Source organism: Acidovorax sp. FG60 (assembly GCF_057808995.1).
The window spans coordinates 1-22,656 of the sequence record NZ_JBMDJC010000017.1; the positions used below are offsets into that span (position 1 = coordinate 1).

21 protein-coding genes are annotated in these 22,656 nt (G+C 64.5%); 12 read left to right on the forward strand and 9 right to left on the reverse strand.

Annotated elements, in window-relative coordinates; translation table 11 throughout:
• The first annotated feature begins 88 nt into the window (after positions 1-88).
• The 4 genes from ACODS0_RS20910 (at position 89) to ACODS0_RS20925 (ending at position 5,487) form a co-directional block, all read left to right on the forward strand.
• Positions 89-397, forward strand: coding sequence for a hypothetical protein (locus ACODS0_RS20910; protein WP_055397526.1), 309 nt, complete (start codon positions 89-91; stop codon positions 395-397).
• Positions 398-720: 323 nt separating this feature from the next.
• On the forward strand, positions 721-1,809 hold the full coding sequence (locus tag ACODS0_RS20915; protein ID WP_121419898.1) for a DUF6817 domain-containing protein: 1,089 nt from the start codon (positions 721-723) through the stop codon (positions 1,807-1,809).
• A 264-nt stretch (positions 1,810-2,073) separates the two neighbouring features.
• On the forward strand, positions 2,074-2,877 hold the full coding sequence (locus ACODS0_RS20920; RefSeq protein ID WP_488836925.1) for a MetQ/NlpA family ABC transporter substrate-binding protein: 804 nt from the start codon (positions 2,074-2,076) through the stop codon (positions 2,875-2,877).
• Positions 2,878-3,177: 300 nt separating this feature from the next.
• Positions 3,178-5,487 carry a putative bifunctional diguanylate cyclase/phosphodiesterase gene (locus ACODS0_RS20925; protein ID WP_488836927.1) on the forward strand — a complete coding sequence of 770 codons (2,310 nt, stop codon included), beginning with the start codon at positions 3,178-3,180 and terminating at the stop codon, positions 5,485-5,487.
• A 137-nt stretch (positions 5,488-5,624) separates the two neighbouring features.
• Here ACODS0_RS20925 and ACODS0_RS20930 read toward each other — a convergent pair whose 3' ends face one another.
• Positions 5,625-6,272 carry an FMN-dependent NADH-azoreductase gene (locus ACODS0_RS20930; protein ID WP_121419901.1) on the reverse strand — a complete coding sequence of 216 codons (648 nt, stop codon included), beginning with the start codon at positions 6,270-6,272 and terminating at the stop codon, positions 5,625-5,627.
• Positions 6,273-6,425: 153 nt separating this feature from the next.
• Between ACODS0_RS20930 and ACODS0_RS20935 the strand changes: the two genes are divergently transcribed.
• Together ACODS0_RS20935 and ACODS0_RS20940 are read left to right on the forward strand one after the other, a co-directional pair.
• Positions 6,426-7,373, forward strand: coding sequence for a LysR family transcriptional regulator (locus ACODS0_RS20935; protein ID WP_055397516.1), 948 nt, complete (start codon positions 6,426-6,428; stop codon positions 7,371-7,373).
• 138 nt (positions 7,374-7,511) lie between these two features.
• Complete coding sequence (locus ACODS0_RS20940) at positions 7,512-8,381, forward strand: HDOD domain-containing protein (protein ID WP_055397514.1); 870 nt, start codon at positions 7,512-7,514, stop codon at positions 8,379-8,381.
• Between the two features lie 59 nt (positions 8,382-8,440).
• Here ACODS0_RS20940 and ACODS0_RS20945 read toward each other — a convergent pair whose 3' ends face one another.
• From ACODS0_RS20945 to ACODS0_RS20965, 5 genes are all read right to left on the reverse strand, one after another.
• A complete protein-coding gene (locus ACODS0_RS20945) occupies positions 8,441-9,607 on the reverse strand; it encodes an ankyrin repeat domain-containing protein (RefSeq protein WP_488836930.1) in 1,167 nt (388 codons plus the stop codon).
• Positions 9,604-10,218, reverse strand: a complete 615-nt coding sequence (locus ACODS0_RS20950; protein WP_488836932.1) for a sigma-70 family RNA polymerase sigma factor — start codon at positions 10,216-10,218, stop codon at positions 9,604-9,606. The genes ACODS0_RS20945 and ACODS0_RS20950 overlap by 4 nt, the downstream gene beginning before the upstream one ends.
• A gap of 38 nt (positions 10,219-10,256) precedes the next feature.
• Positions 10,257-11,024 carry a hypothetical protein gene (locus tag ACODS0_RS20955; RefSeq protein ID WP_488836934.1) on the reverse strand — a complete coding sequence of 256 codons (768 nt, stop codon included), beginning with the start codon at positions 11,022-11,024 and terminating at the stop codon, positions 10,257-10,259.
• Between the two features lie 152 nt (positions 11,025-11,176).
• Positions 11,177-12,058, reverse strand: a complete 882-nt coding sequence (locus ACODS0_RS20960; RefSeq protein ID WP_488836936.1) for a hypothetical protein — start codon at positions 12,056-12,058, stop codon at positions 11,177-11,179.
• Positions 12,059-12,203: 145 nt separating this feature from the next.
• Positions 12,204-13,856 carry a methyl-accepting chemotaxis protein gene (locus tag ACODS0_RS20965; protein ID WP_488836938.1) on the reverse strand — a complete coding sequence of 551 codons (1,653 nt, stop codon included), beginning with the start codon at positions 13,854-13,856 and terminating at the stop codon, positions 12,204-12,206.
• Positions 13,857-14,129: 273 nt separating this feature from the next.
• Here ACODS0_RS20965 and ACODS0_RS20970 point away from each other — a divergent pair, with 273 nt between their 5' ends.
• The 6 genes from ACODS0_RS20970 to ACODS0_RS20995 all read left to right on the forward strand — a co-directional run bounded on the left by ACODS0_RS20970 (position 14,130) and on the right by ACODS0_RS20995 (position 19,577).
• On the forward strand, positions 14,130-14,714 hold the full coding sequence (locus tag ACODS0_RS20970) for an RBBP9/YdeN family alpha/beta hydrolase (protein WP_488836940.1): 585 nt from the start codon (positions 14,130-14,132) through the stop codon (positions 14,712-14,714).
• A 231-nt stretch (positions 14,715-14,945) separates the two neighbouring features.
• On the forward strand, positions 14,946-15,950 hold the full coding sequence (locus tag ACODS0_RS20975; RefSeq protein WP_029413810.1) for a sulfate ABC transporter substrate-binding protein: 1,005 nt from the start codon (positions 14,946-14,948) through the stop codon (positions 15,948-15,950).
• Between the two features lie 31 nt (positions 15,951-15,981).
• Entirely contained in the window at positions 15,982-16,851 is an 870-nt protein-coding gene (cysT, locus tag ACODS0_RS20980; RefSeq protein WP_056168448.1) for a sulfate ABC transporter permease subunit CysT, read from the forward strand.
• Complete coding sequence (cysW, locus tag ACODS0_RS20985) at positions 16,848-17,756, forward strand: sulfate ABC transporter permease subunit CysW (protein ID WP_431153087.1); 909 nt, start codon at positions 16,848-16,850, stop codon at positions 17,754-17,756. The genes cysT and cysW overlap by 4 nt, the downstream gene beginning before the upstream one ends.
• Before the next feature lie 12 nt (positions 17,757-17,768).
• On the forward strand, positions 17,769-18,893 hold the full coding sequence (locus tag ACODS0_RS20990; RefSeq protein ID WP_055397497.1) for a sulfate/molybdate ABC transporter ATP-binding protein: 1,125 nt from the start codon (positions 17,769-17,771) through the stop codon (positions 18,891-18,893).
• 147 nt (positions 18,894-19,040) lie between these two features.
• Positions 19,041-19,577 carry a disulfide bond formation protein B gene (locus tag ACODS0_RS20995; protein WP_199731376.1) on the forward strand — a complete coding sequence of 179 codons (537 nt, stop codon included), beginning with the start codon at positions 19,041-19,043 and terminating at the stop codon, positions 19,575-19,577.
• Between the two features lie 133 nt (positions 19,578-19,710).
• Here the strand turns inward: ACODS0_RS20995 and ACODS0_RS21000 are convergent, their stop codons facing one another.
• The 3 genes from ACODS0_RS21000 to trhO are packed head-to-tail and all read right to left on the reverse strand — an operon-like array spanning position 19,711 to position 22,632.
• Positions 19,711-20,919 (reverse strand): GGDEF domain-containing protein, encoded by a 1,209-nt coding sequence (locus tag ACODS0_RS21000; RefSeq protein ID WP_218299680.1) that lies wholly within the window; start codon positions 20,917-20,919, stop codon positions 19,711-19,713.
• Between the two features lies 1 nt (position 20,920).
• The gene (locus ACODS0_RS21005; RefSeq protein WP_255577646.1) at positions 20,921-21,583 is read right to left on the reverse strand and encodes a glutathione S-transferase; all 663 of its coding nucleotides are present in this window, start codon (positions 21,581-21,583) and stop codon (positions 20,921-20,923) included.
• 47 nt (positions 21,584-21,630) lie between these two features.
• The gene (trhO, locus tag ACODS0_RS21010) at positions 21,631-22,632 is read right to left on the reverse strand and encodes an oxygen-dependent tRNA uridine(34) hydroxylase TrhO (RefSeq protein ID WP_055397492.1); all 1,002 of its coding nucleotides are present in this window, start codon (positions 22,630-22,632) and stop codon (positions 21,631-21,633) included.
• Positions 22,633-22,656 lie beyond the last annotated feature (24 nt).

A 22,656-nucleotide genomic window follows, 5' to 3' on the forward strand; every position in this document is an offset into this window, starting at 1 on the left:
TATAAAAACACAGCATCCAGGGTGCCACTGGAGCTAAGTGGATACCCCTTATATTCATACAGCATCAAACCACAGGAGTAGCAGTGCCATGCAAGTCATCGAATCCACTTTCGTCGTCAACCTCCGCGACTATCCCGAGGAGCTTCCGCCCAAAGAGCGCATTGCCGCAGAAACCCGGTATGCCAGGGCCCTGGAAAAGCAGCTTGGCGGCCCTGAACAGGTAGCAGCTGCGCTGGACACCATGCAGAGCCTGGAGGAGTCGCCCCCCGAGGTGGTGTCCCCTGGCGATCTCACTTTGCTCAAGGCTTGGGGCAAGGCCAGCGTGGCGGCCCGGCAGGCCGGGTTCCGGGATTTGGGGGAAGGAGAGGGCGCGTACTTTGAAGTACGGCTGGTCTGAGAGGCTGAGAGTCCTTTATCCATGCCCGCCTTGCACGCCAATACGCCCCGGCTCGTCGTTACAAATGCTCGCCATAGCCTGAGCTATGGCTGTGCTTTGCGCCTAGATCCGAGGCGTATTTGCGCGCCTTTCGGGCCCGGCTAAAAAACTCTCAGCCTCTGAGCCTGAAACCCCGCAGCACGCAGTGGGGCTGACCGAGCCGTCGTGCAGGCGCGTGCTGGGTGTGAGGGCCGGGTCACCCCGGTGCTTGCACACCCGCCGTGTGGGCAGATACTGTGTGTACATTGCATTACCTGCACGATCAACGCCGGAGACACAACACCATGACCCTGCCGCTTCACCCCCTGGACCCTGACCTGTTTGCCCGCGCATTGCCGCTGCTGGACGAAGAGTGGCTGACCCGCGACCCTGAACTGGCGCCCGTGCTGCCCACGGTGCTCGCGCGCAATGTGGGGCAGGACTGGCACAAGGCGGGCACGTTTCGCCACCACCTGGTGGGCGTGACGCGCACGCTGACGGTGTGGCAGCAGCCGCGCGATGTGCGCCTGCTGGGGCTGCTGCACAGCGTGTATGGCAATGCCTTTGTGGACCTGGTGAAGTTCGACCCCGCCAAGGAGCGCGCCCGTGTGCGCGAGATTGCGGGCGAGTCGGCCGAGCACCTGGTGTATTTGTTCTGTACCCAGTCGCGCACACAGTTTGTGCAAAAGGTGCTGGCCCATGCGCTGGAGGCGGACGGCAGCCTGGTGCTACAAAAAGATGGGCAGGACCATGTGCTCACACCCTACGAGGTGGCGGCTTTCATCATCGTGAGCATGGCCGACACCATCGAGCAGTGGTTCAGCTGGCAGGACGATATCTTCTCGCGCTTTCCGGACGTGCAGCACCGCAGCCAGAAGGCGCACTGGGCCGCATCGCTGTGGCCCGGGCCCATGCGGCCGTCGGGGCGCATGGTGCACCAGATCAATGGCCTGGCCAAGGCGCTGCAGCACCCGGGGCTGAAGGATGTGCTGCCCATGCCGCCCGTGTTTGCGCACTGCTCGCAGTACCTGTCGGCCGCCAACGAGGCGGCGGCCACGTCGCTGTACTGGTCGGTCATCCAGCAAGACCAGCCGCTGGTGGATCTGGACGTGGCCACCGGCGTGCTGGAAAGCGCCGTGCGCCACAACCCTTGGGTGGGCGAGCCGCAGATGGTGCTGGCCCAGCTGTATCTGTCGGCCGGCCGCAAGGACGACGCCAAGGCCGCCGCCGAGAGCGCGCTGCACCTGTTCAGCGCCTGGGGCAATGCGTGGGACAAGCGCGTGCAGTGGGACGCCTGGGTGGCCTGGACGCGCATCCTGCTGCAGGGCGCGACGGTGGAGGGCACCTGGCCCGAGCGGCTGGACAAGCTGAACAACGTGGCACTGCGTGGGTGACTTGGAACATCCCCCAGAGTGGCTGCGCCACTTCCCCCTTCTCTCGAATCGCAGCGCGATTCGGGAAGGGGGACGCAGCCCTCGCTGCGGGGCGGCCCTTGCTCGGCTGCCCTCGTTGGGCGCGCGCCAGTTTCGTGAGGTGGGGTGGGGGCGCGGGCCTTGTCTTCTTATTCGAATTGGTTTTAATGAAATGAAAACTTAGTTGTTCCTGTTTTATCGGGAAAACCCTAGGATGCGACCATCTCTCAACGAAAGGTTTTCCCTGTGAACAACAACAAGCGCCTTCTCCTGCAATCCGCCCTGGCTCTGGCCGCTGCCGCCGCTTTCTCGTCCGGCGCCATGGCCCAGGACAAGCCCATCAAGGTGGGCGTGACCGGCGGCCCCCACGCCCAGATCTTCGAGCAGGTGAAGAAGGTTGCCGAGAAGGACGGCCTGAAGATCCAGATCGTCGAGTTCAGCGACTACGTGCAGCCCAACGCCGCGCTGGCTGCAGGCGATCTTGATGCCAACAGCTACCAGCACAAGCCTTACCTCGATGCGCAGGTGGCCGACCGTGGCTACAAGCTGGTGTCGGTGGGCTACACCGTCAACTTCCCCATCGGCCTGTATTCCAAGAAGGTCAAGAAGCTGGAAGACCTGAAGGAAGGCGCCAAGTTCGGCATCCCCAACGACCCCACCAACGGTGGCCGCGTGCTGCTGGTGCTGCAGGACAAGGGCCTGATCAAGCTGCGTGAGGGCGCGGGCCTCAAGGCCACGCCGCTGGACGTGGTGAGCAACCCCAAGAAGCTCAAGTTCGTGGAACTCGACGCTGCCCAGCTGCCGCGCTCGCTGGACGACCTGGACGCCTCGGCCATCAACACCAACTTTGCGCTGTCGGCTGGCCTGAACCCTGGCAAGGACGCGATTGCGCAAGAAAACGCCAAGAGCCCCTACGTCAACCTGATCGCCGTGCGCGAAGCCGACAAGGACAAGCCCTGGGTGGCCAAGCTGGTGAAGGCCTACCACTCGGAAGAAGTGAAGAAGTTCATCCAGACCGAGTTCAAGGGCTCGGTGCTGCCAGGGTTTTAAGGCTTCACGCTGAGCGCACCCTGTAATGGGTGGGCGCTGCGGTGCCCTGGTTTGACTTGCTCCCGCGAGGGGAGCGGGAGCCCAAAAGCGCTGTCGAAGAACGGCAAATATTCAGATTCCATTGGCATCCAGCGCTTGTCCAGCAGGCGCTGGATGCTATTTTTTTGGTAGCTATTGGCTGGCCCAGTGCCCCGGCTGCTTTGAGGGGAAACAGGCGGGCCACGCTTGCGTCCACAATGGGAGGGTTAACGTTCTGTAGCAATTACGCCCAGCACACCCCTTCCACCACGGCCCCCACCCATGTCCTTCGCGGAACGAATCCTCTCAGCGGTCTGGTTGAGCGCAGCCACGCTGTTGTTCGCCGCGTCGCTGTGGGTGCCGGACGTCAGCGTGCGGGTGTTTCTGGACAACGCCTCGTGGACGCTGGCGTTTGGGCTGTCGGCCTTCTGGGCCTGGCGCGGCTGGGTGCAGGCGCCGCCTGCCGACCGCGCGCTGCACGCCGGTCTGCTGGCCTTTGCCCTGCTGGTGGCTGTGGGGCAGATGGTGTGGAACGTGCAGGTGGCGCTGGACTGGAACCCGTTCCCCGCGCCTGCCGACCTGTTCTTTTTGGCAGGGGGCCCGCTGTGGGCGGCCACCGTCATCCGCGCCACGTTTGCCCGCCTCTCGCGTGACCGCGCCTACCCGGCGGCGCTGGACTTTGGCGGTGCCGTGCTGGCGCTGCTGGCCTTCACCCTGGTGATCTATCTGCCCTCGGGCGGGGTGGGGTCGGCGGCGGTGGGTACGGTTCTGGTGCTGTACCCGGCAGGGTTCCTCACGGCGGCGGGAGTCACGGCGCTGGCCATTCCTACCGTGGGGGTGCGGGTGGCGCGCTCGCACCTGCTGGTCTTGATGGGCCTGTTGGGCTATGGCCTGAGCTGGATGCAGTGGAACCTGATGGTGATCAGCAGCACGGTGGAGCCGGGTGTCTGGTTCAACGCCAGCTTCAGCCTCTCGGCGCTCGCCCTGGGTTGGGGCGCGCGCTGGCTGCGCTTTGAGATGTCGGTGGATGCCGACTACCGCCGCCAGTGTGACCGGGCCATGAACTATGTGCCGCTGGTGTCGATGACGCTGGCGGCCATCACCCTGGTGCTGCTGTTTGTCGCGCCCGACGGGCGTGCCGGGGTGCAGGCGCTCATCTTGGTGTGCTGCCTGCTGGTGCTGCTGCTGGCCGCACTGCGCCAGACCATTGTGGTCAGCCTGCTCAACCGACTGCGCACGGCCGAGGCCGCCGTGCTGCGCAACGAAGAGCAGCTGTACCGGGTGGCGCACTTTGACGCGCTCACCGGCCTGCCCAACCGCCGCTACTTTGAAGATGCGCTGGAGCGCGCCGTGGCCGAGGCCGCGCGCGACACGCAGGGCACCAACCGCCGTGTGGCGCTGCTGCTGATCGACCTGGACCACTTCAAGAGCGTGAACGAAACCTACGGCCACCGCGTGGGCGATGCGCTGCTGAGTGAGGTGGCCCAGCGTATCACCCAGCTGCTGGCGGGGCAGGGCCTAGTGTCGCGGCTGGCCAATGACCAGTTCACCGTGATGCTGCTGCGCCCCGCCTCGCGCACCGAGCTGGCGCAACTGGCCGCATCGCTGGTTGAAGGGCTGGGGAGACCCTGGGAGCTGTCGGAGGTGGGGGCGCAGTACATGGGTGCCAGCCTGGGCATCAGCCTGTACCCGGACGACTCTGCCAACAGTGTGGAGCTGGTGCGCCACGCGCATTCGGCGCTGCACGCCACCAAAAGCGCAGGGCGCGGCTCGTACCGTTTCTACATCGAGGAGTTCACGCAGATCACGCGCAGTCGGCTGGAGCTGCGCCGCCGCCTGCACAGCGCGCTGCAGGGTGGCGAGTTCACGCTGGTGTACCAGCCCCAGCTCAACCAGCAGCGCCATACGGTGGGCGCCGAGGCGCTGCTGCGCTGGTCAGTAGACGGCAAGGCGGTGCAGCCGGACGAGTTCATTCCGCTGGCCGAGGAGAGTGGGCTCATCGTGCCGATGGGCCTGTGGGTGTTCGACACCGCCTGCCGCCAGGTGGCGCAGTGGCGCGCCGAGGGCTGGCAGGTGCCGGTGGTGTCGGTCAATGTCTCCACCATCCAGCTACGCGAACCAGGGTTCACCAAGACCTTGCTGGGCGTCACCGAGCGCGCGGGGGTGGAGCCTGCGGACCTGGTGCTGGAGATCACCGAGTCGCAGTTGCTGGACGAATCGCTCTACGCCATTGCGCTCGACCTGAAAAACGCGGGTTTTGCGCTGTCGATCGACGACTTTGGCACCGGGCACTCGTCGCTCATCAAGCTCAAGCGCCTGCCAGTGGGTGAGCTGAAGATCGACAAGGTGTTTGTGCGCGACATCGTGGTGGATGTGAACGACCGCGAGATCTGCGCCACCATCAATGCGCTGGCCCGCACGCTGGGCCTTTCGGTGGTGGCAGAAGGGGTGGAGACCGAGGAGCAGCTGCAGCTTTTGATCAAGATGGGCTGCGAGCGTTTTCAGGGCTGGCTGTTTGCCCCGGCGCTGCCGCCGGAGCAACTGGCCCGGCAGTGGCTGCAGCGGCAGTCGACAAGCCACACAATCGTTTGAATGCGGATTTGCTATTTAATTTATAGCTATTAGCGCTTATTTAATAAGCGCTGGAGTCACTTTTCAGCATAAAAACAAAACCCGGCAGGGAGCCGGGTTTGTCAATGTTGGCGGGCCTAGTGTCCAGCAGTTGCCGTTCAGGCCGCTTGCGCTACGCTGGCTTGGTTGGCTGCGGCGCCGGTGTGGTTGGTGATTTCCACTTCGGCGGAAGCCAGGGCTGCGGCCTTGGCATCAGGGCCCATGGCCACGCCTTCAGCGCGCACAAACCGCACGTCGGTGATGCCGAAGAAGCCGAACACCACCTTCAGGTAGCTCTCCTGGTGCTCCATGGCCTGGCCGCCTTCGCTGGTGGAATACACGCCACCCCGGGTAGAGGCCACGATCACAGTCTTGCCTTTGGCCAGGCCTTCGGGCCCGTTGGCGGTGTACTGGAACGTGCGGCCGGGTTGGGCAAGCCGGTCGATCCAGGCCTTGAGCTGGGTGGGAATGCTGAAGTTGTACAGCGGTGCGCCAATCACCACCACGTCGGCTGCCAGAAACTGGCTGACCAGTTGCTCGGACACCGCGTTCTCGCGCTTTTGCGCTTCGCTCAAGCCTTCGGTCTGGCCCGTGCGCGGAGTCATTGCGTCCATGGTGAAGTGTGCGGGGGTGTTGGCTACCAGATCGAGGTAGGTCACCTCGGTGGCTGGATGGCTGGCTTTGTAGGCGGCCACGATCTGTGCCGTGAGCTGTCGCGAAACGGAGTTGGCACCGGTGATGGCGGAATCAACGTGAAGCAGTTGCATGAAAAACTCCTGGGGTTCTGTGGATGGAGCCACAGCGTGTGGCCATGGGATGAATTGTGGTTGTTCATCCGTTTGTTGATAAGGTGGTTAATTTGAGATAGATTGTTCCATCCATCGAATGAATCGCGCGTGGCTACAACCCGCACTTCCACCATGCAAGACCTCAACGACATGCTGTATTTCGCCGAAGTGGTGGAGCGCGGTGGCTTTGCCGCTGCGGGCCGCGCCCTCGGCATCCCCAAGTCGCGCCTGTCGCGGCGCGTGTCCGACCTGGAGGCGCAGCTGGGTGTGCGTCTGCTGCAACGCACCACCCGCAAGCTGTCGCTGACCGAAGTGGGCGAGGCCTACTTGCGCCATTGCCAGGCCATGCGCGAGTCGGCCCAGGCTGCTGCCGACACTGTGGCCCAGGTGCAGACCACACCGCGCGGCACCATCCGCGTGAGTTGCCCGGTGACGCTGGCGCAGACCGTGGTGGCCGAGCTGATGCCCCGGTTTCTCGCCCAGTACCCCGAGGTGCGTATCGACATGCTGGTGAGCAACCGCGCGGTGAACCTGGTGGAGGAGGGCATCGACGTGGCGCTTCGCGTGCGCCCCTCTGTGGACGACAGCGGCAGCATGGTCGTCAAGCGGCTGGACCACACCACGCAGATCCTGGTGGCCAGCCCCGAGCTGCTGATCCGCCAGGGCACGCCAAAGACGCTGGACGATCTGGCCAAGCTTGACAGCATTGCCATGTCGGCACCCGAGGGCCGGTCCATCTGGAATCTCATCGGCCCTGGCGGCGTGCACCAGATGGTGCAGCACACGCCGCGCTATGTGGCCGATGACCTGCTCACGCTCAAATACGCCGCCGTGGCGGGCACCGGCGTGTGCTGGATGCCCGACTACATGTGCCAGGAAGAAATGCGCGAGCGTAAGCTGGTGCGGGTGCTGCCTGACTGGGCGCCCGCGCCCGCCATCGTGCATGCGGTGTTCCCCTCGCGCAGGGGGCTGTCGCCCGCCGTGCGGCGGTTTCTGGACTACCTGGGCGAGGCCATGCCCGGGCGCAGCAGCCTGAGCACGCGGCAGGCCCTGCAGGGGCTCGACGGCGCGAATATCTGAGTTGCTCAGCGCAAAGACTGCGCTTGTACACGGGTTCAATGGGCGGCACGCTTTTTGGCCCCACAATGCAACGAATTGCAACTGTGCGGGCTGCCCCCGTCCCTGTGTTCAGCACACGCGGCGGCCCGGGGATTTTTTGTGACTGCTCCACACCCCATCGACCAAGACATCCGGCAGGCCCGTGTGCACCCCGCCGTGCGGGCCATCGTGGTTCCGCCGTGCCCCGAATCGTTGCTGCGCCTGCAGCAGATCATGGCGGAGCCCGAGCTGGATTCGGCGGCCCTGGAACAATTGGCGTCCTCCGACGTGGCCCTGGCCGCTGCCGTCATGCGGCTGGCCAACAGCCCGCTGTATGGCCTGGCCCAGCCGGTGCAGACCGTGGGCATGGCGCTCACGGTGTTGGGGCTGCAGCCAGCGGTGCAGTTGCTATCGGCCTTCATCACGCGCAACGCGCTGCAGGTGCGGTCCCCGTTGCTGGAGCATTTCTGGGAAAGCTCGCAGCGCCGCGCCATCGCCTGCGAACACATCGGCCACCAGCTCTACAGCTTTGACCCGGGCCTGGGCTACAGCTTCGGTCTGTTCTGCCATGTGGGCATGCCGGTGTTGGTGAAGGCGGTGCGCGGCTATGCTGGCACCGTGACCGAGGCCCTGGCGCGCAAGGACCGCACCTTCACCCAGACCGAAAACGCCAGCCACCGCACCGACCACGCCGTGATGGGCGCCATCGTCGCGCGCACCTGGCACCTGCCAGGCGACGTAGCGCAAGCCATCTGGCTGCACCACGACTTTGCCTGCCTCGATGACGAGCGGTTTGACCCTACCGTACGCCACCTGGTGGCCCTGGGCCTGCTGGCCGAGTTTCTGGTCAACCAGCATGACAACCTGCCGCCCACGCGCGAATGGCAGCAGCATGGGCAGGCCTGCATGGACCACCTGCATGTAACGCAGGACGAGCTGGACCATTGGATCGACGCGCTGCACCCGGCGTTTGAGGCGGTGCGGTTCTGATGCCGATGCGCGGCTGATCAATCAGAAGACCGTTCGGGCTGAGTTCATCACCGCCGCCCTCAGCGCACCGCCTCCAGCAACTCGGCCAGGCGCGTATGCCCCCGCTGCGCAGCCCACTGCGCCGCATTCAGGCCCTCGCGGTCCACCAGCCGGGGGTTGGCGCCCAGGGCCAGGAGCTTCTGGGCGGTGGCGGTGTGGCCGTTCATCGCTGCCAGCATCAAGGCGGTTCTGCCCTCGTTGTCGCGGGCGTCCACAGGCGTTCCCTGGCGGACGAGGCTTTCTATCTGCTGGGGGTTGCCCGCACGGGCAGCGTCCCACACGTGGCCTGGCAACGATGCCCCGAGGCGTTTTTGCATGGAGGCGGTGGCTGCTCCGTTGCTGTCGCGGGCCACAGAGTCGGCCAGCGGGCTGCGGGCGGCCGGGGCTGCAGCAGCGGCCGCTGCCTGGGGCTCGGGCGCGGCTGGTGGGGGGGGCTGTTTTGTGGGAGCTGTTGCCGCGTGCTCGCGGCTCTCGGCGTTGGGGGCGGCGACCGGGGAGGGCGATGCGGGGAACCCAGACATGGCTCCGGCTGCGCGGGGGGCGTGCAGGGTTTCAGTTTCTGCGGCTGCTGTGGAGGCAGACGCGGGGGCGGGGGCCACAGCCGTGGCAGGTGCTGGAGTCGGTGCCGGGGTTGGTGCTGGCGCGGTCTTGGCTAAGGGCTGCGCGGGGGTCGGTGCGTGCAGAGGCGAAGGTGCCGTGGTGGACTTGGGGGCCACGGCCCCGGTGGCCGGGCTGGTGGTGTTGCGGGCGCGCTCCTGCTCCTGTGCGCTGTCGGGGGGGGCTGGCAATGCGGCCGACGGAGGCGAGGGGAGGGCCTCTGGCAGGGGCTTGGGTGCGGGGGCGGCCGAGGGCGCGGGGGCTGGGGCGGTTTGGGCTGCAGGTGCGGGCGCCTCGGCCCGGCGGTGGCTGAATGCGGTGTCCCGCTCCTCGGGCGTGCCGCGTTCGAACTGCAGCATCAGCAAACCGGTCAGGCCCACCACGGCCACGGTGGCCAGGGCCGAGATCTTCCAGCGTGCCTGGTTGGCGGCGGGGGCTTCAGGCGTTGGAGCGGGGCCTGCAGTGTGGGCGGCCGCCACCATCTGTGCATGCGCGCGCACGGCCTCGCGCACATGCGCGCCGGGGCGGGCGCCTTCCTGCGCGCTGGCTTCGTGGTAGCGCCGGACCAGCTCGTCGTCCTGCAGGTTCATACAAACTCCTTGAGGTGCTGGCGCAGGCTGGCCCGCGCGTAGCGCAGGCGGCTCTTGGCGGTTTCGAAATTCACGCCGGTGGCCTCGGCAATCTCCTGCACGCCCAGGTCGCCTTCGGCCTGCAGCAGGAAGGCCTCGCGCTGCTCCAGCGGCAACTGTTCCACCGCCGCAATCAGCGCGGCCGCTTGTTCGCGCGACTGTAGTTGCCGCACGGGCCCAAAGCCCGAGTCGGCCACCAGTGTGTCGGCCAGCCTGCGCGCATCGTCGTCGCTCGCATCCAGGCTGGTGTGGTGCCTGGCGGTGCGCAGGTGGTCCACCAGCCGGTGGTGCGCCAGGGTGAACAGCCAGGTGCGGAACTTGGCTTTCACCTCGTAGCGGGCAGCATTGCGCGCCACGGCAAACCACACGTCCTGCAGCAGGTCATCGGCCTCGGCCTGCACCTTGACGCTGCGAAACACAAACCGCCACACCGCCAGTTCGTGCCGCCCATACAGTACATCGAACGCGCCGAGGTCTCCTGCGGCGTAGCGCAACATCAGCGCTTCGTCGGAGTCCTCCATGGTGGCGGGGAATGGGGTGGATGGCACCCGCGCATTATGGGAGGGACTCATGCGCTCGCGGACAGATCCTCTGGGGTTGCATTCAGGGCCTACCTCGGATCTGGTACGTAAAACACGTTGTCCGATTGAGGCACGGTTTGCGGTACCGGCGGGTGCGCACGCCGCTTTCGGATCACGCCTTTTGCAATCAGGTTTTTGCGGCTGTCGTAACGGATGCTGATGACCTCTTCGAGGAGGTGCGACACAACCGGGGTCTGGCGCTGCCCGTGCGGGGCTTCCTCGCTCAGACGGTCTGCGTTGCTAACTTTGTTGCGGCGTTGGCCGGACAGTTCAGGCCTCACCTGTGCAACGGGGTCGATGATCCGCTGGCGGAACAATGCAATCTGGATCAGGCCCACCTTGGTTGAGCGCGCAGTGAGGTCAGCGTGGGAGTTTGCAACGTTTGCGAACTCGAAGTGAGGCAACGTGCCGCTGGATTTGTACCAGCCGGCAATTCGATCGCGCGCATGGGGCAAGAACACATAGCCGCTCCGTCTCCACCCGTCGTTCTGACCGGTGAACTCATCGGTCTGACCGGTGAGTACGTCGACGCCATCCACCATTAGCACGACATTCACCCTATCGCCGCTGCGATTGTGCAATGTGACCGCATACTGGGCCCCAGGTCGGCCAGCGACCCAGTATTGGCCCTTGGCGTAGTACATCGGCAGCCTGGCGCCTGTATTGGGGTTGGCGATAGTGACTTGGGCCAGGCGGCCGATGGCCTGGGCGGGCAAGCTGGTCAGCGCGAGCAGTACGGCCAGCGCGGTGACGGTGGTATGGATGAGGGCAGGGAGTGTGGGGGAACCGGTTTTCATAGCGGCCCTTTGACGATGTTATTGGTGCTGAGTGAAACGAGCGGAATGGCTGGGTCGGATCAGGGGCATTCGGCCGCCGCGCACTGTGCGAGCCGCCCGTTCACCTGCGCGCGGGACGGCTGCGCATGGCCGGTCCGCTATCCCGGGCCCAGTCAATTCGGGTCCGGCACATAGGACAGGTTGTCCGATTGCGGGAATGCCCGGGGCACCGGCATGCGCGCCGGCCGTTCGCGGATGATGCCGCTGGCCACCAGGTTCTCGCGGCTGTCGTAGCGGATGCTGATGATTTCATTGGGCTGCTCCTGCAGGCGCGTGAAGCTGGTGTGGGTGACGACCGAGGTCTCGCGCTGGCCGTGCGCCGTGCCCAGCTTGGCCGACGGCATGGGGGCGGCCTTGGCCACACTGTCGGCAGATTGCGAGCGGGCAGAGGATTCGGCCGATGGGTCAGGGGCCGCCGGTGCAGCGGCAGCGGGTGACGCGGGTTCCTCCCGCAGGCGCCCGAGGCCGTGGCCGTTGTCACGGCGCTGGCTGTAGGGCTCGGGGGTGATGGCGGGGGCAGGCTGGGGCACCGGCGGCTGTTCGCGGAACAGTGCCACGCCAATCACGCCCACATGCGCCGGGCGGCCCGTGCGGGCGGCATACGAGTTGGCAATGTGGGAAAACTCGAAGGCCGCCACCTGGCTGTCGCTCTTGCGCCAGCCGGTGATCTGGTAACGCTCATAAGGAGAGAACACATAGCCGCGCTGGTCCCAGGCCGCAGTCTCGCCGCTGAGTACATTCACGCCGTCCACCGAAGGCACGGCCAGCACCCGCTCTCCCAGCCGGTTGCGCACCGTGATGGCATACCGTGCCCCGGGCCGCCCTGCCACCCAGTATTCGCCCCGGGCGTAGTGCACCGGCAGCGTGGCGCCGGTGTCACGGTCCACGATGGTGACATCAGCCAGGCGGCCAATGGCCTGGACAGGAAGGTGGGCCAGGCCCAGCAATGCCGTCAGGGCGGCGAGGGCGGGCAGGATGAGCGAACGGGGTTTCATAGCAGCTCCATCAAAAAAATGTGGTGGTGCTGTATGAAACGAACGGGGTGGGTCAATGGGGTTGAGAGGTGCCGAAAAAAATCAAAAATAGTTTTCAGCACCGCATCGCACCCAAGCTTGCGGGCCTACCGTTCGCACTGCGGTCTCAGTGAGCGAGGCGTCGCACGCTGGTGGTGGGCAGGGCATTGCCCCGGTGACTCGCTGTGGCGGGCGTGCCCATGCCTGCTGCAGCGCTGCCGCTGACCTGGAACACGGCCACCAGCTCTGCCAGGCGCTGGGCCTGCTGGCGCAGGTTCTCTGCGGCAGCGGTGCTTTCACCCACCAGCGCGCCGTTTTGCTGCGTCATCTGGTCCAGCTGGGTCACGGCCACGTTGACCTGCGAGATGCCGTCGCTCTGCTCGGCAGCGGCGGTGCTGATCTCGCCGATGATGCCGTTCACGCGCTGCACGCCTTGCACGATCTCGTTCATGGTGTCACCGGCATTGGCCACAAGCTGGGTGCCCGAGTCCACTTTTTCGACGCTGGACTGGATCAGCGCCTTGATCTCCTTGGCGGCCTCGGCGCTGCGCTGCGCCAGGCTGCGCACCTCGGTGGCCACCACCGCAAAGCCGCGCCCCTGTTCACCCGCGCGCGCTGCTTCCACGGCAGCGTTCAGCGCCAGGATGTTGGTCTGGAACGCAATGCCGTCGATCACGCCGATGATGTCGGCGATCTTCTGGCTGCTGTGGTGGATGTCCTGCATGGTGCTCACCACCTGCTGCATCACCTCGCCGCCCTTGGTGGCGGTGCTGGCGGCGGTGGTGGCCAGTTGGTTGGCCTGGCGGGCCGAGTCGGCGCTCTGGCGCACGGTGGCGGTCAGCTCTTCCATGCTGGCGGCGGTTTGCTCCAGGCTGCTGGCGGCTTGTTCGGTGCGGTGGCCCAGGTTCTGGTTGCCACTGCTGATGTCGTCGCTGGTGGTGCGCAACTGCGCAATGTTGTCGCGCACGGCCGAGACCAGTTCATGAAAGCGCTGTTGCATGTCGCGCACGGCCACCATCACGCTGCCGGTGTCGCCCGCCTTGACCTGCACGTGCGCCGTCAGGTTGCCTTGCTGGATGGCCTGCACCACGGCGCGCACTTCGCTCGGCTCTGCCCCCAGCTCGCGGCCAATGCTGCGCGATACCAGCACTGTCACCGCCACGCTGATCAGCACGGCCAGCAGGGTGATGGTCAGCATCACGCCGGTGAACTGGCTGGCGTCCTGGTTGGCCGTCTGGCTGTTCTTGATGATGCGGCCTTCCTCGTAGTCGATGAGCTTGTTGGCTGCGGCCAGCCATTGCTCGTACTGCGGTTTGGCCTCGGCCCAGAGCAGGGCTTCGGCGCCCGCGCGGTCGCCAGCCTGCATCAGTGCAACCACCTTGCTGGTGGTGGCCACCGTGCGTGCTTCGATGTCCTTGAGCGCTTGCACCATGGGGCCCACTTCGGGTGGGACCTCTTTTACGGTTTTCAGCACGTTGTCGAGTTGCGTGGCGGACTGGGCATAAAAGTCGGCCAGCCGCGCGATGGATTCAATCTCTTTTTTGCGCGCCTCGTCGTTGGGCGCCAGCACCACATCCCGCACCGCGATGGAGCGGTCGTGGGCCGAACCCCGGAAGTTGATGGCAGCGCGCTGAATGACAGCGTTTTGCGTGGCATTGGCGGTCAATGCGCCATCGATGCCCCGTGCAATGAGCACGCTGTAGACCGACATGCCGAGCAAAGCCACGATGACCAGGCCGAAGCCCGCCATCAGGCGCTGGCTGATTTTCCATGTGTGCATTGAAGGTGCCTCTTGAAGATGTCTTGGGGCGACGTTGCCCATACAAACCGCCAGGCGTCCCCGTTGGAGGGGCAGACCACAGCAAATTGTTTGCATTTAGTTACATTGTACTGACTGGTTGTAAATTAAACCGTTTGGTTTAATTTATCTACTCGATAGTCAATGCTTGTTTGTCTGGGCAGGAGCTGAGGCTTTTTTTAGATGTTTTGGCGATTAAATAACAAGAATTAAGTCGTTTGGGTTTTAAGGTGCGGCTCGCAGAATGCAAGTGCTGTGACCTCTACCATCTCCATCATCATTGTCCCCGGCTGGCGCGACTCTGGCCCCGGACACTGGCAAAGCCTGTGGGCCGAGCGCCTGCCCAATGCGCGCCGCGTGGTGCAGGACGACTGGATCACGCCCACCCGGACGGCCTGGGTGGGGCAACTGGAAAAGACCGTGTTGGCCGCGCCGAACCCCGTGGTGATCGTGGCGCACAGCCTGGGCTGCATCGCTACCTCTCATATGGGCCCCGAGGCAGCGGCCCGCGTGTGTGGCGCGCTGCTGGTGGCCCCGGCAGACCCGGAGCGCCGCGCCATCCTGAGCGACTTTGCGCCCGTGCCCTATGCCGCGCTGCCCTATCGCAGCTTCGTGGTGGCCAGCAGCAACGACCCGTTTTGTCCCATCCGCCTGGCGGGCGCCTATGCGCGGGCCTGGGGCAGCGAGTTTGTGCGCATGCAGAACGCCGGGCATATCAATATCGACTCCGGCCATGGCGAATGGCCCCTGGGCTGGGCATTGCTGCAATCGCTGGAAGGCGACCACGCCGTGCCGCAGCAGCCTGCCGCCCCAACACACGTAACGTCTGCAGCGGCCTGATTGCTATAATTTTAATAGCTATTGGCGCTTGATATTAAAGCGCTAGCGGCTTATTTGGCTTGAAGCGCCGCGTACGGGGTGGCTACCCGGGCAGGCATGCAATCGACCTGCGGCGGTCGATGAAAAATCCATATGCCAATATACGATTAATTAACAAGAATATATTCTTTTGAGTTTTAAGGGCGCCTCCGCACAATGCGCCATCTCCAGTATTTTTTGGGCGACACCTCCATGACTTCTTTGAAACTCAAGACCCTTCTTGCCTCCCTGGCCCTGGCCGCCAGCGGCATGGCTGCCGCACAGAATTCCCTGTTGAACGTGTCGTATGACGTGGCCCGCGAGTTCTACAAGGACTACAACGCCGCCTTTGCCGCGCACTACAAGAAGACCACTGGCCAGGACGTGAAGATCGACCAGTCGCACGCCGGCTCCAGCGCCCAGGCGCGTGCCGTGAACGACGGCCTGGCCGCCGACGTGGTGACCATGAACACCACCACCGACGTGCAGTTCCTGGCCGACAGCGGCGTGGTGGCCAAGGACTGGGCCAAGAAGTTTCCGCACGATGCATCGCCCACCACCTCGACCATGCTGTTCCTGGTGCGCAACGGCAACCCCAAAGGCATCAAGGACTGGGAAGACCTCATCAAGCCCGGCGTGCAGGTGATCGTGGTGAACCCCAAGACCGGCGGCAACGGCCGTTATGCCTATCTGGCTGCCTGGGGCGCCGTGCGTGAAAAGGGTGGCACCGAGGCGCAGGCCGCCGAGTTTGTGGGCAAGCTCTACAAGAATGTGCCCATCCTGGCCAAGGGTGGACGTGACGCCACGGCCACCTTCCTGCAACGCAACCAGGGCGATGTGCTGATCACGTTCGAATCCGAGGTGGTCTCCATCGACCGCGAATTCGGCGCCGGCAAGGTCGATGCGATCTACCCGTCGGTGAGCGTGGTGGCCGAGAACCCCGTGGCCGTGGTGGAGCGCACCGTGGCCAAGAAAGGCACCGCCCAGCTGGCCAAGGCCTACCTGGACTACCTGTACTCTGACGAAGCGCAGGAGATCGCGGCCAAGCATGCGATTCGTCCCCGCTCGGAAACCGTGCTCAAGAAATACGCCGACACGTTCAAGCCGCTCAAGCAGTTCACGGTGGCCAAGTATTTCGGCTCGCTGACCGAAGCGCAGAAGGTGCACTTCAATGATGGCGGCCAGTTCGACAAGCTCTACACGCCCGGCGCCAAGTAAGCCAGCGCGTTTCGTTTCTACCTCCTCACTTATGACCACCGCGACTGCAGTGGCCGCAGCCCCGGCCGGACGGCGCGCGCCCAAACGCGTGCTGCCCGGCTTTGGGCTGACCCTGGGCTACACGCTTTTCTATCTGAGCATCATCGTGCTGATCCCGTTGTCGGCACTGATCTTCAAGACCTTCACACTGACCTGGGAGCAATTCTGGGCTGCCATCAGCGCGCCGCGCGTGATGGCTTCATACCGCCTTACCTTCGGAGCCTCGTTCCTGGCGGCGCTGGTCAACCTGGTGTTCGGCCTGCTGATCGCGTGGGTGCTGGTGCGCTACAAGTTCCCGGGCAAGAAGATCGTCGATGCGCTGGTGGACCTGCCGTTTGCGCTGCCCACCGCTGTGGCCGGCATCTCGCTGACCGCACTGTTGGCAGGCAATGGTTGGGTGGGCAGCATTCTGGAGCCCATGGGTATCCAGCTCGCGTTCAAGCCTGCGGGTATCGTGATTGCGCTGATTTTCATCGGCCTGCCGTTTGTGGTGCGCACCGTGCAGCCCGTGCTGGAAGACGCTGAAAAAGAGCTGGAAGAAGCCGCCACCTGCCTGGGTGCCACGCGCCTGCAAACCTTCACCAAGGTCATCCTGCCCTCCATCACCCCTGCACTGCTCACTGGCTTTGCCATGGCATTTGCGCGGGCGGTGGGGGAGTACGGTTCGGTCATCTTCATCGCGGGCAACATGCCCATGGTGTCGGAGATCACGCCGCTGATCATCATCGGCAAGCTGGAGCAGTACGACTACGCAGGCGCCACGGCCGTGGCCGTGGTGATGCTCGTGATCTCGTTCATCCTGCTCTTGGTCATCAACGCACTACAGGCATGGCAGCGTCGCCATGCGGGGGCTCCAGCATGAGCGGCAACAACTCCCGAACCATACGCCGCGCCCAAGCGGGCACGACCGAATCGCCGTGGGTGCGCTACACCCTGATTGCTGTCGCGCTCGCCTTCATGCTGCTGTTCCTGGTGTTGCCGCTGGCCGCCGTGTTCGCCGAGGCGCTGCGCAAAGGCTTTGGCGCGTACCTCGACGGCCTGCGTGAACCCGACGCCTGGTCAGCCATCAAGCTCACACTCATCACCGCGCTGATTGCGGTGCCGCTGAACCTGGTGTTTGGCGTGGCAGCGGCCTGGTGTATTGCCAAGTACGAGTTCAAGGGCAAGGCGTTCTTGACCACGTTGGTGGACCTGCCGTTCTCGGTGTCGCCCGTGGTGGCGGGCCTGATCTATGTGCTGATGTTCGGCGCACAGGGCTGGTTTGGCCCCTGGCTGCAGGCACACGACATCAAGATCATCTTTGCCGTGCCGGGCATCGTGCTGGCCACCGTATTTGTGACCTTCCCGTTCATCGCGCGTGAGCTGATCCCGCTGATGCAGGCGCAGGGCAACGACGAGGAGCAGGCCGCCATCGTGCTGGGCGCCACCGGCTGGCAGACCTTCTGGTACGTGACGCTGCCCAACATCAAGTGGGGCCTGCTGTACGGCGTGATCCTGTGCAATGCGCGGGCCATGGGCGAGTTTGGCGCGGTATCCGTGGTGTCGGGCCACATCCGTGGGCAGACCAACACCATCCCGCTGCACGTCGAGATTCTCTACAACGAATACCAGTCGGTGGCTGCGTTTGCGGCGGCCTCGCTGCTGGCGCTGCTGGCGCTCGTCACCCTGGTGATCAAGACCATTGCAGAGCACCGCAACGAGCAGGCGCTGAAGGCGGCTGCCGAATTGCCCCCCGAGCGGCCCGCGCCTTTGCCAACCGCCCGCTGAAGGAAGAAGACCATGAGCATTGAAATCCGTAACGTCAGCAAGCAATTCGGCGACTTCCAGGCGCTGCGCGATGTGAGCCTCGATATCGCGTCGGGCGAACTCATCGCGCTGCTGGGCCCCTCGGGCTGCGGCAAGACCACGCTGCTGCGCATCATCGCGGGCCTGGAGACGGCCGATGTGGGCACCATCCATTTCAGCGGCGAAGACACCACCGATGTGCACGTGCGCGAGCGCAACGTGGGCTTTGTGTTCCAGCACTACGCACTGTTCCGCCACATGACGGTGTTCGAGAACGTGGCCTTCGGCCTGCGCGTGAAGCCCCGCAAAGAGCGACCGAGCGAGGCGCAGATCAAGCAAAAGGTGACTGACCTGCTCAAGCTCGTGCAGCTCGACTGGCTGGCCGAGCGCTACCCCTCGCAGCTGTCCGGTGGCCAGCGCCAGCGCATCGCCCTGGCCCGTGCCCTGGCGGTGGAGCCCAAGGTGCTGCTGCTCGACGAACCCTTCGGCGCCCTGGACGCCAAGGTGCGCAAGGAACTGCGCCGCTGGCTGCGCCGCCTGCACGACGAACTGCATGTCACCTCGATCTTCGTGACCCATGACCAGGAAGAAGCGCTGGAAGTGGCCGACCGCGTGGTGGTGATCAACCAGGGCCGCATTGAGCAAAGCGGCTCGCCCCAGCAGGTATGGGACCAGCCAGCCAGTCCGTTTGTGTATGGCTTTTTGGGTGATGTGAACCTGTTCCACGGTCGCGCCCATGAAGGCCTGGTGCACCTGGACGGCATGCAGATCGACTCGCCCGAGCACAGCCAGGCGCAGAACGCCAAGGCCTTTGCCTACGTGCGCCCGCACGACCTAGATGTGGAGCGCTATTCGCCCGGTGCAGGGCTCGACGCCGAAGGCCGCCCGCGCGGCATCGTGGCCCAGCTCAGCCGCGCCATTGTGGTGGGCCCGATTGCAAGGCTGGAACTTATTCCCTCCGACGACCACAAACCAGCGGACAATGCGTCCCCAGAATCCTTGATTGAAGCGCAGATCCCTGCGCAGCAATTCAAGGAAATGGGTTTCAAAGAGGGCGAAACGCTGGTGGTCACACCACGCCGCGCCCGAGTGTTCTTGGATCACGCTGCTGGGATTTGACTCCCCCTGAGCCGCTTCGCGTCTTCCCCTGAGGGGGACGACGGCCTTTGCTGTGGGACGGCCCTTGCTGGCCGTCCGCGCGTTTGGGCTGTGACGGTTTCAGAGGCAATGCCCTGGGCGGTTACTGTTGGATGAGGGATAAGAATGATGGTGTTGAACTGGATCGATCAGGCCCCGCGCCGCGTGCTGGCGTTGATCAGTGTGGCCTGCGTGGCCATGCTGGCGTTTGGCATGTACCTGCAGCATGTGGTGGGCCTGGAGCCATGCCCCATGTGCATCGTGCAGCGCTATGCTCTCATTGGTGTAGCAATCTTCACAGGTCTGGCAAGCGCTAGGGGCTCAAAAGGCTGGTGGATGGGCTGGGGCGCGCTGGCCCTGATCGCATCCGGCTTCGGCGCCTTCGTGGCGGCCCGCCAGAGCTGGCTGCAGTGGTACCCACCCGAAGTCGCCACCTGCGGCCGCGACTTCTACGGCATGATCGAAAACTATCCCATCAGCCGCGCCATCCCCATGATCTTCCGGGGCTCCGGTGACTGCGCTGCGATTGACTGGACCTTCCTGGGCGGCTCGATAGCCAACTGGTCGTTTGTGTGTTTTGTGGGGTTTGCGGTGGTGCTGCTGGCGCTGTTGGTGCGCGGGTTCACCAGCGGCAATCGTCGGGGTTCCGGTTACTCGATGGCTTGATGCGCCGGGGTCGGCTCGCTTGTCGTAGCCCGTAACTTGCATCAGAAAAAAGGCGCTCCTTGTGAGCGCCATTTTTTTTTGCGTTGGCATGACAGGTCTTCACGCTGAGAATCCAGGTTTCGGGAGCATTCGATCAGGTGGTCGCAGAGGCGCCAGCGCCTGGCAATGGTGCGATATCAGCGAATGCATGGGCCTTCTCGATCCGGTTGCGCCCAGCTGCCTTGCCCTGGTAAAGCGCGACATCGGCAGCCCGCAGGGCCTTCTCCAAGGCGTGGCCGTTGGCGAACCGGGGTGACACACCAATGGTGACGGTGCAGTGCAGCGGTTTGTCGTGGCCGCTCACGTGAATGGCCTGTTCTTCGACCGCTGCGCGCAGTCGTTCTGCCAACTGCACGACGCCGACATCATCACTGTCGAGGCAGACAGCCACAAACTCTTCTCCTCCTATGCGGCCCGTCAGGTCGCCTCGGCGCACGGTGGTGCGCAGCACATCTGCAACATGGCGCAGCACGGTGTCGCCAGCCTGGTGTCCGTAGGTGTCGTTGATACGTTTGAAGTGGTCCACGTCCAGCAGCAGCAAGTAAGCGGGCGCGACGTTGTGGAGGTTGAAGTGTTGCTCCAGCGCTTCTGAAAGCCCCCGGCGATTGAGCAGTTGCGTCATGGGATCGCGCGCCGCCATCTGGCTCAGATCATCGGTCAGGCGCCGGAACACCAGCCAAATCATGAAGGGTGGCACCACCGTCGCCAGGGACGACATATAGATGTAGAACACCATCTGAAAGCTGCTGTCCATGTGCAGCACTTCCAGTCCGCCCTGGAGTAGCCTTATGAACTTGATTGCGTTCAGAATGCAGATGCCACTGATCAGGAGCGCGAAAAATGCCATTTCGCGGTACAGGTGCTTGGCGAATGTGCGAACACCATAGAGTGCCGCGAGCGTCATGACCAGGAACAGCAGCGCAGACATCCCGGACAGCATGGCGTAGCGGGCGACCGGCCCCAAGCTCCACTGAATCAGTGCCTGTGCGGTGGAGTAGGCGAGTACAAATGCCGCCAGCGGCCGCCACAGCGGCGCGGGAAATCCAAAGAACCGCATGACCCCGAGGCCATAGGTGATCGGGGCCGCCAGGGTGAGGGTGTGGTTAACCACGCTCATCATGCTCCAGGCCGGGCCGCCTTCCACCAACTGCAGTACATAGGCAAGCCCTAGCAGCAAGTTGCCCATGGCAAAAAAATCCATGCCCATCTTCTTGCCCTGCAAGCGCTTGCTGATGAGCAAAAACATCACCGCGAAGCACAGCAGGTGAGCACACAGCATGCCGACGAGAACAGACCCCACCATGTCAGCGTCCTTCGGAGTCTGGCAGTGCGGTGTCGGCCCCAGGCGCGAGCCTCTTTGCCGGACGCGCAAACAGCACGCCCTCTGTCCCATCCACCCATGCGGGTAGCTTGTGCATCACGCTGGCCAAAAGATCGCTGGCCTGCCACTGCGCCAGCCAGGCTTGCAGGCGGGGCCAGGGCTGTGCAGCCCACCAATCGGCATCAATGCCTGCAAACTGCCGTACAAAAGGCGCAATCGCCATATCGGCCAGGGCCGCATGGGTGCCGAACAGATAGGGCTGGTCCGGCCAGAGACGCGCCTCCAGCCCCCCCAGCCAGGCCACGGCGCGGGCGCGTTCTGCATTCGTGTCGGCATCGGGGTAGCGGCTGGGATATTTGCACCGGTCCAGCGCCTGCTTGAACGGGCCATCGCATTCGGCAATCAGCGCCAGCATGGCCTGCAGATTGCCGTGGCTGGGGATGAGCCAGCCCTCGGGGTCGTGCTGCGCCAGCGCCCACAGCATGATCTCCAGGCTCTGCTCCAGCACCTGGCCAGTCGGCAGCACCAGCACGGGCACAGTGCCCTTGGGGGAGGCGTGCAGCAGGCCCTGTGGCTTGTTGCGCAACACCACCTCGCGCAGTTCGCAGGCCTGGCCACTGACAGCCAGCGCCAGCCGGGCGCGCATGGCGTAGGGGCAGCGACGAAAGGAATAGAGGACGGGCAGGGCAGCGCTCACGCGGAGTCGTCCTCGCGATCATTTTTTTCGTCGCTGGAGCTGAATCGCGCTCGGTTGCCCGGTTGCCGCGCGCCGATATGCGCTTGCCCGCGCTGATCCGCCAGGTCCATCTGGCGTTGCCGCTCTGCCAGCGCGCGTTCCTGCTCGGGTGTGCGCGTGCCGTGGCAATACGGGCAGCTCACGCCGCGCACGTAATGCGGCGACTGCAGCTCGACCTCGCCCAGGGGCATGCGGCAAGAGCGGCACAGTTGGTGGTGCCCCGGAGCCAGGCCGTGGCCCACCGACACACGTTCGTCAAACACGAAGCAGTCGCCATGCCACAGGCTGTCTTCTTCGGGCACGGTTTCCAGGTATTTGAGGATGCCGCCTTCCAAGTGGTACACCTCGTCAAAGCCCTGCGATTTGAGGTAGGCGGTGGATTTCTCGCACCGTATGCCGCCCGTGCAGAACATGGCCACGCGCGGGTTACCCGCCAGCACGCCGCCGGGCTGCGACTGCTGCGCCACCCAGGCCGGGAACTCGGCAAAGCTCTTGGTGTGGGGGTTGATGGCGCGTTCAAACGTGCCGATACCAACTTCGTAGTCGTTGCGCGTGTCCACCACCACCACGCTGGGGTCGTCGATGAGTGCGTTCCATTTCTCGGGCTTCACATAGGTGCCCGCATTGCGAGCCGGGTTCAGGCCGGGCACGCCCAGGGTCACGATCTCGCGCTTGAGACGCACGCGCATGCGGTAGAACGGTTGGCGGTCGGTGGGGGCTTCTTTGTGCTGCAGGTTCGCAAAGCGGGCATCGCTGCGCAGCCAGGTGAGCACCGCCAGCACATCGGCGGGTGCGCCCGCAATGGTGCCGTTGATGCCCTCGGGCGCCAGCAGCAGCATGCCGCGCACGCCGCGCTCGTCGCACAGGGTCTGCAGGGGCGCGCGCAGTGTGGCGCAGTCGGGCAGATCGACAAACTGGTAAAGCGCAACAGTGAGAAAGCGGGGTGTGACCGAGTCCACGAAATGGGGGAGAGAGCGGAAAAG